The organism is Phytobacter sp. SCO41 (genome assembly GCF_003073275.1).
GTDB lineage: Bacteria > Pseudomonadota > Gammaproteobacteria > Enterobacterales > Enterobacteriaceae > Phytobacter > Phytobacter diazotrophicus.
Window position 1 is genome coordinate 484,704 of sequence record NZ_CP027225.1, and the last position, 12,847, is coordinate 497,550.

General features: G+C 50.2%; 27 protein-coding genes. 26 read left to right on the forward strand and 1 reads right to left on the reverse strand.

Translation table 11 applies throughout. The features are described 5' to 3' along the window. The first annotated feature begins 96 nt into the window (after nucleotides 1-96). Both bfd and bfr read left to right on the forward strand, forming a co-directional pair. On the forward strand, nucleotides 97-291 hold the full coding sequence (gene bfd, locus C5523_RS02260; RefSeq protein ID WP_039076808.1) for a bacterioferritin-associated ferredoxin: 195 nt from the start codon (nucleotides 97-99) through the stop codon (nucleotides 289-291). A 70-nt stretch (nucleotides 292-361) separates the two neighbouring features. Then, the gene (gene bfr, locus C5523_RS02265; protein ID WP_039076809.1) at nucleotides 362-838 is read left to right on the forward strand and encodes a bacterioferritin; all 477 of its coding nucleotides are present in this window, start codon (nucleotides 362-364) and stop codon (nucleotides 836-838) included. Here the strand turns inward: bfr and C5523_RS02270 are convergent. Then, a complete protein-coding gene (locus C5523_RS02270; RefSeq protein ID WP_108700544.1) occupies nucleotides 822-1,307 on the reverse strand; it encodes an A24 family peptidase in 486 nt (161 codons plus the stop codon). The two genes, bfr and C5523_RS02270, sit on opposite strands and share 17 nt — an antisense overlap. A gap of 371 nt (nucleotides 1,308-1,678) precedes the next feature. On the opposite strand from C5523_RS02270, the gene rpsJ reads away from it, so the two are divergent. The 24 genes from rpsJ (at nucleotide 1,679) to rpsM (ending at nucleotide 12,831) form a co-directional block, all read left to right on the forward strand. Next, on the forward strand, nucleotides 1,679-1,990 hold the full coding sequence (gene rpsJ / locus C5523_RS02275; protein WP_001181005.1) for a 30S ribosomal protein S10: 312 nt from the start codon (nucleotides 1,679-1,681) through the stop codon (nucleotides 1,988-1,990). A 32-nt stretch (nucleotides 1,991-2,022) separates the two neighbouring features. After that, entirely contained in the window at nucleotides 2,023-2,652 is a 630-nt protein-coding gene (gene rplC / locus C5523_RS02280; protein ID WP_039076811.1) for a 50S ribosomal protein L3, read from the forward strand. Nucleotides 2,653-2,662: 10 nt separating this feature from the next. After that, nucleotides 2,663-3,268, forward strand: a complete 606-nt coding sequence (rplD, locus tag C5523_RS02285) for a 50S ribosomal protein L4 (RefSeq protein ID WP_039076812.1) — start codon at nucleotides 2,663-2,665, stop codon at nucleotides 3,266-3,268. Then, nucleotides 3,265-3,567: a 50S ribosomal protein L23 gene (gene rplW / locus C5523_RS02290; RefSeq protein ID WP_000617546.1), complete on the forward strand. Its 303-nt coding sequence runs from the start codon at nucleotides 3,265-3,267 to the stop codon at nucleotides 3,565-3,567. The genes rplD and rplW overlap by 4 nt, the downstream gene beginning before the upstream one ends. Nucleotides 3,568-3,584: 17 nt before the next feature. Further along, entirely contained in the window at nucleotides 3,585-4,406 is an 822-nt protein-coding gene (gene rplB / locus C5523_RS02295; protein ID WP_039076813.1) for a 50S ribosomal protein L2, read from the forward strand. A gap of 16 nt (nucleotides 4,407-4,422) precedes the next feature. Further along, nucleotides 4,423-4,701 (forward strand): 30S ribosomal protein S19, encoded by a 279-nt coding sequence (gene rpsS / locus C5523_RS02300; protein WP_001138115.1) that lies wholly within the window; start codon nucleotides 4,423-4,425, stop codon nucleotides 4,699-4,701. Nucleotides 4,702-4,715: 14 nt separating this feature from the next. Further along, nucleotides 4,716-5,048, forward strand: coding sequence for a 50S ribosomal protein L22 (gene rplV, locus C5523_RS02305; protein ID WP_002919773.1), 333 nt, complete (start codon nucleotides 4,716-4,718; stop codon nucleotides 5,046-5,048). 17 nt (nucleotides 5,049-5,065) lie between these two features. Then, nucleotides 5,066-5,767 (forward strand): 30S ribosomal protein S3, encoded by a 702-nt coding sequence (gene rpsC / locus C5523_RS02310; RefSeq protein WP_000529945.1) that lies wholly within the window; start codon nucleotides 5,066-5,068, stop codon nucleotides 5,765-5,767. A 12-nt stretch (nucleotides 5,768-5,779) separates the two neighbouring features. Next, complete coding sequence (rplP, locus tag C5523_RS02315; RefSeq protein WP_007369814.1) at nucleotides 5,780-6,190, forward strand: 50S ribosomal protein L16; 411 nt, start codon at nucleotides 5,780-5,782, stop codon at nucleotides 6,188-6,190. Beyond that, on the forward strand, nucleotides 6,190-6,381 hold the full coding sequence (gene rpmC / locus C5523_RS02320; protein WP_032614707.1) for a 50S ribosomal protein L29: 192 nt from the start codon (nucleotides 6,190-6,192) through the stop codon (nucleotides 6,379-6,381). Before rplP ends, rpmC begins: the two co-directional genes overlap by 1 nt. Beyond that, nucleotides 6,381-6,635, forward strand: coding sequence for a 30S ribosomal protein S17 (gene rpsQ / locus C5523_RS02325; protein WP_000130100.1), 255 nt, complete (start codon nucleotides 6,381-6,383; stop codon nucleotides 6,633-6,635). Before rpmC ends, rpsQ begins: the two co-directional genes overlap by 1 nt. Nucleotides 6,636-6,797: 162 nt before the next feature. Continuing rightward, nucleotides 6,798-7,169, forward strand: a complete 372-nt coding sequence (gene rplN / locus C5523_RS02330; protein ID WP_008457164.1) for a 50S ribosomal protein L14 — start codon at nucleotides 6,798-6,800, stop codon at nucleotides 7,167-7,169. A gap of 10 nt (nucleotides 7,170-7,179) precedes the next feature. After that, nucleotides 7,180-7,494: a 50S ribosomal protein L24 gene (gene rplX, locus C5523_RS02335; protein WP_035894981.1), complete on the forward strand. Its 315-nt coding sequence runs from the start codon at nucleotides 7,180-7,182 to the stop codon at nucleotides 7,492-7,494. A 14-nt stretch (nucleotides 7,495-7,508) separates the two neighbouring features. Beyond that, nucleotides 7,509-8,048 carry a 50S ribosomal protein L5 gene (gene rplE, locus C5523_RS02340; RefSeq protein ID WP_007702494.1) on the forward strand — a complete coding sequence of 180 codons (540 nt, stop codon included), beginning with the start codon at nucleotides 7,509-7,511 and terminating at the stop codon, nucleotides 8,046-8,048. 14 nt (nucleotides 8,049-8,062) lie between these two features. Then, nucleotides 8,063-8,368 carry a 30S ribosomal protein S14 gene (gene rpsN, locus C5523_RS02345; protein ID WP_039076814.1) on the forward strand — a complete coding sequence of 102 codons (306 nt, stop codon included), beginning with the start codon at nucleotides 8,063-8,065 and terminating at the stop codon, nucleotides 8,366-8,368. A gap of 33 nt (nucleotides 8,369-8,401) precedes the next feature. Beyond that, the gene (rpsH, locus tag C5523_RS02350; RefSeq protein ID WP_039076815.1) at nucleotides 8,402-8,794 is read left to right on the forward strand and encodes a 30S ribosomal protein S8; all 393 of its coding nucleotides are present in this window, start codon (nucleotides 8,402-8,404) and stop codon (nucleotides 8,792-8,794) included. 12 nt (nucleotides 8,795-8,806) lie between these two features. After that, the gene (gene rplF, locus C5523_RS02355; RefSeq protein ID WP_039076816.1) at nucleotides 8,807-9,340 is read left to right on the forward strand and encodes a 50S ribosomal protein L6; all 534 of its coding nucleotides are present in this window, start codon (nucleotides 8,807-8,809) and stop codon (nucleotides 9,338-9,340) included. Nucleotides 9,341-9,349: 9 nt separating this feature from the next. Continuing rightward, a complete protein-coding gene (rplR, locus tag C5523_RS02360; RefSeq protein ID WP_039076817.1) occupies nucleotides 9,350-9,703 on the forward strand; it encodes a 50S ribosomal protein L18 in 354 nt (117 codons plus the stop codon). 14 nt (nucleotides 9,704-9,717) lie between these two features. Further along, the gene (rpsE, locus tag C5523_RS02365) at nucleotides 9,718-10,221 is read left to right on the forward strand and encodes a 30S ribosomal protein S5 (RefSeq protein WP_039076818.1); all 504 of its coding nucleotides are present in this window, start codon (nucleotides 9,718-9,720) and stop codon (nucleotides 10,219-10,221) included. 3 nt (nucleotides 10,222-10,224) lie between these two features. After that, complete coding sequence (gene rpmD, locus C5523_RS02370) at nucleotides 10,225-10,404, forward strand: 50S ribosomal protein L30 (protein WP_001140434.1); 180 nt, start codon at nucleotides 10,225-10,227, stop codon at nucleotides 10,402-10,404. Between the two features lie 3 nt (nucleotides 10,405-10,407). Next, on the forward strand, nucleotides 10,408-10,842 hold the full coding sequence (gene rplO / locus C5523_RS02375; protein WP_039076819.1) for a 50S ribosomal protein L15: 435 nt from the start codon (nucleotides 10,408-10,410) through the stop codon (nucleotides 10,840-10,842). Nucleotides 10,843-10,849: 7 nt separating this feature from the next. Further along, nucleotides 10,850-12,181 carry a preprotein translocase subunit SecY gene (secY, locus tag C5523_RS02380; RefSeq protein WP_039076820.1) on the forward strand — a complete coding sequence of 444 codons (1,332 nt, stop codon included), beginning with the start codon at nucleotides 10,850-10,852 and terminating at the stop codon, nucleotides 12,179-12,181. 30 nt (nucleotides 12,182-12,211) lie between these two features. Then, a complete protein-coding gene (gene rpmJ, locus C5523_RS02385; protein WP_000868187.1) occupies nucleotides 12,212-12,328 on the forward strand; it encodes a 50S ribosomal protein L36 in 117 nt (38 codons plus the stop codon). Nucleotides 12,329-12,474: 146 nt separating this feature from the next. Further along, nucleotides 12,475-12,831 carry a 30S ribosomal protein S13 gene (gene rpsM, locus C5523_RS02390; RefSeq protein ID WP_003863308.1) on the forward strand — a complete coding sequence of 119 codons (357 nt, stop codon included), beginning with the start codon at nucleotides 12,475-12,477 and terminating at the stop codon, nucleotides 12,829-12,831. Nucleotides 12,832-12,847: the final 16 nt, after the last annotated feature.

Consider the following 12,847-nt stretch of genomic DNA (forward strand, 5'->3'; position numbering starts at 1 on the left):
TTTTTTCTCATTATCCCACCATACAAAGGTCGCTGTGCTATTGTAATCATAACTATTCTCATTTACACTTTGCGCATAAATTGAACGGGAGTGATTATGTACGTTTGTTTGTGTAATGGTGTAAGTGATAAAAAAATTCGCCAGGCTGTACGCCAGTTCCATCCTCAATCATTCCAGCAATTGCGCAAGTTTATTCCTGTGGGAAATCAGTGTGGTAAGTGCGTACGCGCTGCTCGCGAAATCATGCAGGATGAGTTGCTGCAGATCCCGGAATATAAAGAAACTGCCTGAGTCTTCTGCTTTTTTTTGACTTCCCTGTAGCCCGATCTACGCTTCAATGAGTGGAAGCGGAGGGACTATAATGAAAGGTGATGTCAAAGTTATAAATTATCTCAATAAGTTATTGGGAAACGAGCTTGTCGCAATCAACCAGTATTTTCTCCATGCGAGAATGTTCAAGAACTGGGGCCTGATGCGCCTTAATGATGTTGAATATCATGAATCCATCGATGAAATGAAACACGCCGATAAATACATCGAGCGTATTTTGTTTCTTGAAGGCATTCCAAATCTGCAAGATCTGGGCAAACTCGGTATCGGTGAAGACGTTGAAGAGATGCTACAGTCCGATTTACGACTGGAGTTGGAAGGCGCCAGAGATTTGCGTGAAGCCATTGCCTACGCTGACAGCGTGCATGATTATGTCAGCCGGGACATGATGATTGAAATCCTGGCTGATGAAGAAGGCCATATTGACTGGCTGGAAACCGAGCTGGACCTTATCGGCAAGATTGGTTTGCAGAACTATCTCCAGTCGCAAATCAAGGTTCAAGATTAACCATCGACCTAAAGATGCTTTGGTAAGCCATGAACAAACCCGCGCCCGCCAGGAATGGACCAAAAGGCAGCGGGTTTTTTATTATCTGCATGCTTCTGCGTCTTATGGACATAAGGCAAGCGGCGCCGGACGCAAGTGATGCGGCAACAAAGACAAGCATGGGTAAGGCTTCCCAGCCATGCCAGGCACCCAGGGCCGCCAGAAATTTCACATCACCATAGCCGAGTCCTTCCTTATTACGTAGGAAGCGATACCCCCAATAAAGTGCCGCGAATCCGACGTAGCCCGCAATAGCCCCTAATACCTTTTCCTGTAACTGCATGGGATTGAACCAGCCACAATAAAACAGCCCACTCCAGAGAAGAGGGCAGGTGAAGCGATCGGGTAGAAGGCCCTGCCGGACGTCATACCAAACCAGCAATGTATTAAGTACAAGATAAATACATATAAAGAGAATTGTACCTGCCATATAACCTCCGCATGTTCGCTGGCGATTAAGCATCAGCGACAGAGATAAACGGCAAAAGAGGGGCAAGCGCGCTCTTGCGTACAAGCTCCAGAAAAAGATAACTGCCTTGCATAGCGCGGCAAGCAATGTGCGACGCTTCACGCACAGGCGTTTAATTTATAAACGCCCCTTGCGTAAATGCGAGATTTACGTATAATGCGCGGGCTTGTCGTAATTGACGGCTGGTTCGATATGAACCCTGATAGCGCATTTGGCTATCAAACAATGCTCCCAATCGGGGGGCTATGTAAGAACGGTTACACTCTCCCATCAATCGTAATGGGTATGAGGAGTAATCATTTCGTCTATAAAATAATTGGAGCTCTGGTCTCATGCAGAACCAAAGAATCCGTATCCGCCTGAAAGCGTTTGATCATCGTCTGATCGATCAATCAACCGCGGAAATCGTCGAGACTGCTAAGCGCACTGGTGCGCAAGTCCGTGGTCCGATCCCGCTGCCGACCCGCAAAGAGCGCTTCACCGTTCTGATCTCCCCGCACGTCAACAAAGACGCGCGCGATCAGTACGAAATCCGCACTCACAAGCGTCTGGTTGACATCGTTGAGCCAACCGAGAAAACCGTTGATGCTCTGATGCGTCTGGACCTGGCTGCCGGTGTAGACGTGCAGATCAGCCTGGGTTAATCAGGTCATCGAGCGATTGAGAGGTTGAAACAATGATTGGTTTAGTCGGTAAAAAAGTGGGTATGACCCGCATCTTCACTGAAGATGGCGTATCTATCCCAGTAACCGTAATCGAAGTTGAAGCAAACCGCGTTACTCAGGTTAAAGATCTGGCTAACGATGGCTACCGCGCTGTTCAGGTTACCACTGGTGCTAAAAAAGCTAACCGTGTAACCAAGCCGGAAGCGGGTCACTTCGCTAAAGCTGGCGTAGAAGCTGGCCGTGGTCTGTGGGAATTCCGTCTTGCTGACGGCGAAGAGTTCACCGTAGGTCAGAGCATTAGCGTTGAGCTGTTTGCCGAAGTTAAAAAAGTTGACGTAACTGGCACCTCTAAAGGTAAAGGTTTCGCAGGTACCGTTAAGCGCTGGAACTTCCGTACCCAGGACGCTACCCACGGTAACTCCTTGTCTCACCGCGTTCCGGGTTCTATCGGTCAGAACCAGACTCCGGGCAAAGTGTTCAAAGGCAAGAAAATGGCAGGTCAGCTGGGTAACGAACGTGTCACTGTTCAGAGCCTGGACGTAGTACGTGTTGACGCTGAGCGCAACCTGCTGCTGGTTAAAGGTGCGGTCCCGGGTGCAACCGGTAGCGACCTGATCGTTAAACCAGCTGTGAAGGCGTGAGGAGATAGCAATGGAATTAGTATTGAAAGACGCGCAGAGCGCGCTGACTGTTTCCGAAACTACCTTCGGTCGTGATTTTAACGAAGCGCTGGTACACCAGGTTGTTGTTGCTTATGCAGCTGGTGCACGTCAGGGTTCTCGTGCTCAGAAGACTCGTGCTGAAGTAACTGGTTCCGGTAAAAAACCGTGGCGCCAGAAAGGTACCGGCCGTGCGCGTTCTGGTTCTATCAAGAGCCCGATCTGGCGTTCTGGTGGCGTAACTTTCGCTGCGCGTCCGCAGGACCACAGTCAAAAAGTTAACAAAAAGATGTACCGCGGCGCGCTGAAAAGCATTCTGTCCGAACTGGTACGTCAGGATCGTCTGATCGTTGTCGAATCTTTCTCTGTAGAAGCGCCTAAAACTAAGCTGCTGGCACAGAAACTGAAAGACATGGCTCTGGAAGATGTGCTGATCATCACCGGTGAGCTGGACGAAAACCTGTTCCTGGCTGCGCGCAACCTGCACAAGGTTGACGTACGCGATGCAACTGGTATCGACCCGGTTAGCCTGATCGCCTTCGACAAAGTCGTAATGACTGCTGATGCTGTTAAGCAAGTTGAGGAGATGCTGGCATGATTCGTGAAGAACGTCTGCTGAAGGTGCTGCGCGCACCGCACGTTTCTGAAAAAGCGTCTACTGCGATGGAAAAAACTAACACCATCGTTCTCAAAGTTGCTAAAGACGCGACCAAAGCAGAAATCAAAGCTGCTGTGCAGAAACTGTTTGAAGTCGAAGTCGAAGTCGTTAACACCCTGGTTGTTAAAGGGAAAGTTAAACGTCACGGACAGCGTATCGGTCGTCGTAGCGACTGGAAAAAAGCTTACGTCACCCTGAAAGAAGGCCAGAATCTGGACTTCGTTGGCGGCGCTGAGTAAGTCGGAGGAGTAATACAATGGCAGTTGTTAAATGTAAACCGACATCTCCGGGTCGTCGCCACGTAGTTAAAGTGGTTAACCCTGAGCTGCACAAGGGCAAACCTTTTGCTCCGCTGCTGGAAAAAAACAGCAAATCCGGTGGTCGTAACAACAATGGCCGTATCACCACTCGTCACATCGGTGGTGGCCACAAGCAGGCTTATCGTCTGGTTGACTTCAAACGCAACAAAGACGGTATCCCGGCAGTTGTTGAGCGTCTTGAGTACGATCCGAACCGTTCCGCGAACATCGCGCTGGTTCTGTACAAAGATGGCGAACGCCGTTACATCCTGGCCCCTAAAGGCCTGAAAGCTGGCGACCAGATTCAGTCTGGCGTTGATGCTGCAATCAAAGCAGGCAACACCCTGCCGATGCGCAATATCCCGGTTGGTTCTACCGTTCATAACGTAGAAATGAAACCAGGTAAAGGCGGTCAGCTGGCACGTTCCGCTGGTACTTACGTTCAGATCGTTGCTCGTGATGGTGCTTATGTCACCCTGCGTCTGCGTTCTGGTGAAATGCGTAAAGTCGAAGCAGACTGCCGCGCTACTCTGGGCGAAGTTGGCAATGCTGAGCATATGCTGCGCGTTCTGGGTAAAGCAGGTGCTGCACGCTGGCGTGGTGTTCGTCCTACCGTTCGCGGTACTGCGATGAACCCAGTCGATCACCCACATGGTGGTGGTGAAGGTCGTAACTTTGGTAAGCACCCGGTAACTCCGTGGGGCGTTCAGACCAAAGGTAAGAAGACCCGCAGCAACAAGCGTACTGATAAATTTATCGTACGTCGCCGTAGCAAATAATATTAGAGGATAAGCCATGCCACGTTCTCTCAAGAAAGGTCCTTTTATTGACCTGCACTTGCTGAAGAAGGTAGAGAAAGCGGTGGAAAGCGGAGACAAGAAGCCCCTGCGCACTTGGTCCCGTCGTTCAACGATCTTTCCTAACATGATCGGTTTGACCATCGCTGTCCATAATGGTCGTCAGCACGTTCCGGTATTTGTTTCCGACGAAATGGTCGGTCACAAACTGGGTGAATTCGCACCGACTCGTACTTATCGCGGCCACGCTGCTGATAAAAAAGCGAAGAAGAAATAAGGTAGGAGGAAGAGATGGAAACTTTAGCTCAACATCGCCATGCTCGTTCTTCTGCTCAGAAGGTACGCCTTGTTGCTGACCTGATTCGCGGTAAGAAAGTGTCGCAGGCCCTGGATATTCTGACCTACACCAATAAGAAAGCGGCTGTACTGGTCAAGAAAGTTCTGGAATCTGCCATTGCTAACGCTGAACACAACGATGGCGCTGACATTGACGATCTGAAAGTTGCGAAAATTTTCGTAGACGAAGGCCCGAGCATGAAGCGCATTATGCCGCGTGCAAAAGGTCGTGCAGATCGCATCCTGAAGCGCACCAGCCACATTACTGTGGTTGTGTCCGATCGCTGAGACTCTGGAGACTAGCAATGGGTCAGAAAGTACATCCTAATGGTATTCGCCTGGGTATTGTCAAACCTTGGAACTCTACCTGGTTCGCGAACACCAAAGAATTCGCTGACAACCTGGACAGCGATTTTAAAGTACGCCAGTACCTGACTAAGGAACTGGCTAAAGCGTCCGTATCTCGTATCGTTATCGAGCGTCCGGCTAAGAGCATCCGTGTGACCATTCACACCGCTCGCCCGGGTATCGTTATCGGTAAGAAAGGCGAAGACGTAGAAAAACTGCGCAAGGTCGTAGCGGATATCGCTGGCGTTCCTGCTCAGATCAATATCGCCGAAGTTCGTAAACCTGAACTGGACGCAAAACTGGTTGCTGACAGCATCACTTCTCAGCTGGAACGTCGTGTAATGTTCCGTCGTGCTATGAAGCGTGCTGTACAGAACGCAATGCGTCTGGGCGCTAAAGGTATCAAAGTTGAAGTTAGCGGCCGTCTGGGCGGCGCGGAAATCGCACGTACTGAATGGTACCGCGAAGGTCGTGTTCCGCTGCACACTCTGCGTGCTGACATTGACTACAACACCTCTGAAGCGCACACCACTTATGGTGTAATCGGCGTTAAAGTGTGGATCTTCAAAGGTGAGATCCTTGGTGGTATGGCTGCTGTTGAACAACCGGAAAAACCGGCTGCTCAACCGAAAAAGCAGCAGCGTAAAGGCCGTAAATAAGGAGCGTCGCTGATGTTACAACCAAAGCGTACAAAATTCCGTAAGGTGCACAAAGGCCGCAACCGTGGTCTGGCGCAGGGCACGGATGTGAGCTTCGGCACTTACGGTCTGAAAGCTGTTGGCCGTGGTCGTCTGACCGCTCGTCAGATTGAAGCAGCACGTCGTGCCATGACACGTGCAGTTAAGCGTCAGGGTAAGATCTGGATCCGTGTATTCCCGGACAAACCGATCACCGAGAAGCCGCTGGAAGTTCGTATGGGTAAAGGTAAAGGTAACGTGGAGTATTGGGTTGCCTTGATTCAGCCGGGTAAAGTCCTGTATGAAATGGACGGCGTTCCGGAAGAGCTGGCCCGTGAAGCCTTCGAGCTGGCAGCAGCAAAACTGCCGATTAAAACCACCTTTGTAACTAAGACGGTGATGTAATGAAAGCAAATGAGCTGCGTGAAAAAAGCGTTGAAGAGCTGAACGCTGAGCTGCTGAACCTGCTGCGTGAGCAGTTCAACCTGCGTATGCAGGCTGCAAGTGGCCAGCTGCAACAGACTCACCTGCTGAAGCAGGTTCGTCGTGATGTTGCACGCGTTAAGACTTTACTGACTCAGAAGGCGGGTGCGTAATGACCGATAAAATCCGTACTCTGCAAGGTCGCGTAGTTAGCGACAAAATGGAGAAATCCATTGTTGTTGCTATCGAACGTTTTGTGAAACACCCGATCTACGGTAAATTCATCAAGCGTACGACCAAACTGCACGTACATGACGAGAACAACGAATGCGGTATTGGCGACGTGGTTGAAATCCGCGAATGCCGTCCGCTGTCCAAGACTAAGTCCTGGACGCTGGTTCGCGTTGTAGAGAAAGCGGTTCTGTAATACAGTACGCATTCTCAATAATAAACGGTCCAGCGATGGGCCGTTTATTTTTTCTACCCATATCTAAGAAGCGGTGTTATAATGCCGCGCCCCCGATATGGGGCTTTTTTAACGACCCGTTTTTAGGGTCTCAGTAGTAGTTGACATTAGCGGAGCACTAAAATGATCCAAGAACAGACTATGCTGACCGTCGCCGACAACTCCGGTGCACGTCGCGTAATGTGTATCAAGGTTCTGGGTGGCTCGCACCGTCGCTACGCAGGCGTAGGCGACATCATCAAGATCACCATCAAAGAAGCAATTCCGCGTGGTAAGGTCAAAAAAGGTGATGTGCTGAAGGCGGTAGTGGTGCGCACCAAGAAGGGTGTTCGTCGCCCGGACGGTTCTGTCATTCGCTTCGATGGTAATGCATGCGTTATTTTAAACAATAACAGCGAGCAGCCTATCGGTACGCGTATTTTTGGGCCGGTAACTCGTGAACTTCGCAACGAGAAGTTCATGAAAATTATCTCTCTGGCACCAGAAGTACTCTAAGGAGCGAATCATGGCAGCGAAAATCCGTCGTGATGACGAAGTTATCGTGTTAACCGGTAAAGATAAAGGTAAACGCGGTAAAGTTAAGAATGTCCTGTCTTCCGGCAAGGTCATTGTTGAAGGTATCAACCTGGTTAAGAAACATCAGAAGCCGGTTCCGGCCCTGAACCAACCAGGCGGCATTGTTGAGAAAGAAGCAGCTATTCAGATCTCTAACATTGCACTCTTCAATGCGGCAACCGGCAAGGCTGACCGTGTAGGCTTTAGATTCGAAGACGGCAAAAAAGTCCGTTTCTTCAAGTCTAACAGCGAAACTATCAAGTAATTTGGAGTAGTACGATGGCGAAACTGCATGATTACTACAAAGACGAAGTAGTTAACAAACTCATGACTGAGTTTAACTACAATTCTGTCATGCAAGTCCCTCGGGTCGAGAAGATCACCCTGAACATGGGTGTTGGTGAAGCGATCGCTGACAAGAAACTGCTGGATAACGCAGCAGCTGACCTGGCAGCAATCTCCGGTCAAAAACCGTTGATCACCAAAGCACGCAAATCTGTTGCAGGCTTCAAAATCCGTCAGGGCTATCCGATCGGCTGTAAAGTAACTCTGCGTGGCGAACGCATGTGGGAGTTCTTTGAGCGCCTGATCACTATTGCTGTACCGCGTATCCGTGACTTCCGTGGCTTGTCCGCTAAGTCTTTCGACGGTCGTGGTAACTACAGCATGGGTGTCCGTGAGCAGATCATCTTCCCAGAAATCGACTACGATAAAGTCGACCGCGTGCGTGGTTTGGATATTACCATTACCACTACTGCGAAATCTGATGAAGAAGGCCGTGCTCTGCTGGCTGCCTTTGACTTCCCGTTCCGCAAGTAAGGTAGGGTTACTTAATGGCTAAGCAATCAATGAAAGCACGCGAAGTAAAGCGCGTAGCTTTAGCTGATAAATTCTTCGCTAAACGCGCTGAACTGAAAGCTATCATCTCTGATGTGAACGCAACCGACGAAGATCGTTGGAATGCCGTTCTCAAGCTGCAGACTCTGCCGCGTGATTCCAGCCCGTCTCGTCAGCGTAATCGCTGCCGTCAAACTGGTCGTCCGCACGCTTTCCTGCGGAAGTTCGGGTTGAGCCGTATTAAGGTCCGTGAAGCCGCTATGCGCGGTGAAATCCCGGGTCTGAAAAAGGCTAGCTGGTAATTGTCACCAATTGAATCACGGGAGTAAAGACAGATGAGCATGCAAGATCCGATCGCGGATATGCTGACCCGTATCCGTAACGGTCAGGCCGCGAACAAAGCTGCGGTCACCATGCCTTCCTCCAAGCTGAAAGTGGCAATTGCCAACGTGCTGAAGGAAGAAGGTTTTATTGAAGATTTCAAAATCGAAGGCGACACCAAGCCTGAACTGGAAGTAGCTCTTAAATACTTCCAGGGCAAAGCTGTTGTAGAAAGCATTCAGCGTGTCAGCCGCCCAGGTCTGCGCATCTATAAGAAAAAAGATGAGCTGCCGAAAGTTATGGGTGGTCTGGGTATTGCAGTTGTTTCTACCTCTAAAGGTGTTATGACTGATCGTGCAGCGCGCCAGGCTGGTCTTGGTGGCGAAATTATCTGCTACGTAGCCTAATCGGAGGAAAAAATGTCTCGTGTTGCTAAAGCACCGGTCGTTATTCCTGCCGGCGTTGATGTAAAACTCAACGGTCAGGTTATCACGATCAAAGGTAAAAACGGCGAGCTGACTCGTACTCTCAACGATGCTGTTGAAGTGAAACATGCAGATAACGCTCTGACTTTCGGTCCGCGTGATGGTTACGCAGACGGTTGGGCTCAGGCTGGTACCGCGCGTGCCCTGCTGAACTCAATGGTTATCGGTGTTACCGAAGGCTTCACTAAGAAGCTGCAGCTGGTTGGTGTAGGTTACCGTGCAGCGGTTAAAGGGAATGCAGTAAACCTGGCTTTAGGTTTCTCTCATCCTGTTGACCATCAACTGCCGGCTGGCATCACTGCAGAGTGCCCGACTCAAACTGAAATCGTGCTGAAAGGCGCTGATAAACAGTTGATCGGTCAGGTTGCAGCTGATCTGCGCGCCTACCGTCGTCCTGAGCCTTACAAAGGCAAGGGTGTTCGTTACGCCGACGAAGTCGTGCGTACCAAAGAGGCTAAGAAGAAGTAAGGTAACACTATGGATAAGAAATCTGCTCGTATCCGTCGTGCGACCCGCGCACGCCGCAAGCTCAAAGAGCTGGGCGCAACTCGCCTGGTGGTACATCGTACCCCGCGTCATATTTACGCACAGGTAATTGCACCGAACGGTTCTGAAGTTCTGGTAGCTGCTTCTACTGTAGAAAAAGCTATCTCTGAACAACTGAAGTACACCGGTAACAAAGACGCGGCTGCAGCTGTGGGTAAAGCTGTCGCTGAACGCGCTCTGGAAAAAGGCATCAAAGATGTGTCCTTTGACCGTTCCGGGTTCCAATATCATGGTCGTGTCCAGGCACTGGCAGATGCTGCCCGTGAAGCTGGCCTTCAGTTCTAAGGTAGAGGTGTAAGATGGCTCACATCGAAAAACAAGCTGGCGAACTGCAGGAAAAGCTGATCGCGGTAAACCGCGTATCTAAAACCGTTAAAGGTGGTCGTATTTTCTCCTTCACAGCTCTGACTGTGGTAGGTGACGGTAACGGTCGCGTAGGTTTTGGTTACGGTAAAGCGCGTGAAGTTCCAGCAGCGATCCAGAAAGCGATGGAAAAAGCCCGTCGCAATATGATTAACGTCGCGCTGAACCACGGCACCCTGCAGCACCCGGTTAAGGGTACTCACACGGGTTCTCGTGTATTCATGCAGCCGGCTTCCGAAGGTACCGGTATCATCGCCGGTGGTGCAATGCGCGCCGTTCTGGAAGTCGCTGGGGTTCATAACGTTCTGGCTAAAGCATATGGTTCCACCAACCCGATCAACGTGGTTCGTGCAACTATTGATGGCCTGGAAAATATGAATTCTCCAGAAATGGTCGCTGCCAAGCGTGGTAAATCCGTTGAAGAAATTCTGGGGAAATAAACCATGGCAAAGACTATTAAAATTACTCAAACCCGCAGTGCAATCGGTCGTCTGCCGAAACACAAGGCAACGCTGCTTGGCCTGGGTCTGCGTCGTATTGGTCACACCGTAGAGCGCGAGGATACTCCTGCTGTTCGTGGTATGGTCAACGCGGTTTCCTTCATGGTTAAAGTTGAGGAGTAAGAGATGCGTTTAAATACTCTGTCTCCGGCCGAAGGCTCCAAAAAGGCGGGTAAACGCCTGGGTCGTGGTATCGGTTCTGGCCTCGGTAAAACCGGTGGTCGTGGTCACAAAGGTCAGAACTCTCGTTCTGGCGGTGGCGTACGTCGCGGTTTCGAGGGTGGTCAGATGCCTCTGTACCGTCGTCTGCCGAAATTCGGTTTCACTTCTCGTAAAGCAATGATCACTGCAGAGGTCCGCCTCTCTGATCTGGCTAAAGTAGAAGGCGACGTAGTTGACCTGAACACGCTGAAAGCAGCAAACATTATCGGTATTCAGATCGAGTTCGCGAAAGTGATCCTGTCTGGTGAAGTTTCTACTCCGGTAACTGTTCGTGGCCTGCGTGTTACTAAAGGCGCTCGTGCTGCTATCGAAGCTGCTGGCGGTAAAATCGAGGAATAAGTAGCAGATGGCTAAACAACCGGGATTAGATTTTCAAAGTGCCAAAGGTGGCTTAGGCGAGCTGAAACGCAGACTGCTGTTTGTTATCGGTGCGCTTATTGTGTTCCGTATTGGCTCTTTTATTCCGATCCCTGGTATTGATGCCGCTGTACTTGCCAAACTGCTTGAGCAACAGCGAGGCACCATCATTGAAATGTTTAACATGTTCTCTGGTGGTGCTCTCAGCCGTGCTTCTATCTTCGCTCTGGGTATTATGCCGTACATCTCGGCATCAATTATTATCCAGCTGCTGACGGTCGTTCATCCGGCCCTGGCAGAGCTGAAGAAAGAAGGGGAATCTGGTCGTCGTAAGATTAGCCAGTACACCCGTTACGGCACTCTGGTGCTGGCAATATTTCAGGCAACCGGTATTGCTACCGGTTTGCCGAATATGCCTGGTATGCAGGGCCTGGTTATTAACCCGGGCTTTGCATTCTATTTCACCGCTGTTGTGAGTCTGGTTACAGGGACAATGTTCCTGATGTGGCTCGGCGAACAGATTACTGAGCGTGGTATCGGTAACGGTATCTCAATCATTATCTTCGCCGGTATCGTTGCGGGACTCCCGCCAGCCATTGCCCATACTATCGAGCAAGCGCGTCAAGGCGACCTGCACTTCCTCCTGTTGCTGTTGGTTGCAGTATTAGTATTTGCAGTGACGTTCTTTGTTGTATTCGTTGAACGTGGTCAACGCCGCATTGTGGTAAACTACGCGAAACGTCAGCAGGGCCGTCGTGTCTATGCTGCTCAGAGCACACATTTGCCGCTGAAAGTGAATATGGCGGGGGTAATCCCGGCAATTTTCGCTTCCAGTATTATTCTGTTCCCGGCAACCATCGCGTCATGGTTCGGGGGCGGTACTGGTTGGAACTGGCTGACAACAATTTCGCTGTATTTGCAGCCTGGGCAACCGCTTTATGTGTTACTCTATGCGTCTGCAATCATCTTCTTCTGTTTCTTCTACACGGCGTTGGTTTTCAATCCGCGTGAAACAGCAGATAACCTGAAGAAGTCCGGTGCATTTGTACCAGGAATTCGTCCGGGAGAGCAAACGGCGAAGTATATCGATAAGGTAATGACACGCCTGACTTTGATTGGTGCGTTGTATATTACTTTTATCTGCCTGATCCCGGAGTTCATGCGTGATGCGATGAAAGTGCCGTTCTACTTCGGTGGGACCTCGCTGCTTATCGTTGTTGTCGTGATTATGGACTTTATGGCTCAAGTGCAAACTCTGATGATGTCAAGTCAGTACGAGTCTGCATTGAAGAAGGCGAACCTGAAAGGCTATGGCCGTTAATGGTCGCCCGAGAAGTTACGGAGAGTAAAAATGAAAGTTCGTGCTTCCGTCAAGAAATTATGCCGTAACTGCAAAATCGTTAAGCGTGATGGCGTCATCCGCGTGATTTGCAGTGCCGAGCCGAAACATAAACAGCGCCAAGGCTGATTATTTCGCATATTTTTCTTGCAAAGTTGGGTTGAGCTGGCTAGATTAGCCAGCCAATCTTTTGTATGTCTGTGCGTTTCCATTTGAGTATCCTGAAAACGGGCTTTTCAGCATGGTGCGTACAAGTAAAATTATAGGAGTGCATAGTGGCCCGTATAGCAGGCATTAACATTCCTGATCAGAAACATGCCGTGATCGCATTAACTTCGATCTACGGCGTCGGCAAGACCCGTTCCAAAGCCATCCTGGCTGCAGCGGGTATCGCTGAAGATGTTAAGATCAGTGAGCTGTCTGAAGAACAAATCGACACGCTGCGTGACGAAGTTGCCAAATTTGTCGTTGAAGGTGATCTGCGCCGTGAAATCAGCATGAGCATCAAGCGCCTGATGGATCTTGGTTGCTATCGCGGTTTGCGTCATCGTCGTGGTCTGCCAGTGCGCGGTCAGCGTACTAAGACCAACGCACGTACCCGTAAGGGTCCGCGCAAACCGATCAAGAAATAATCGGGGTGATTGAATA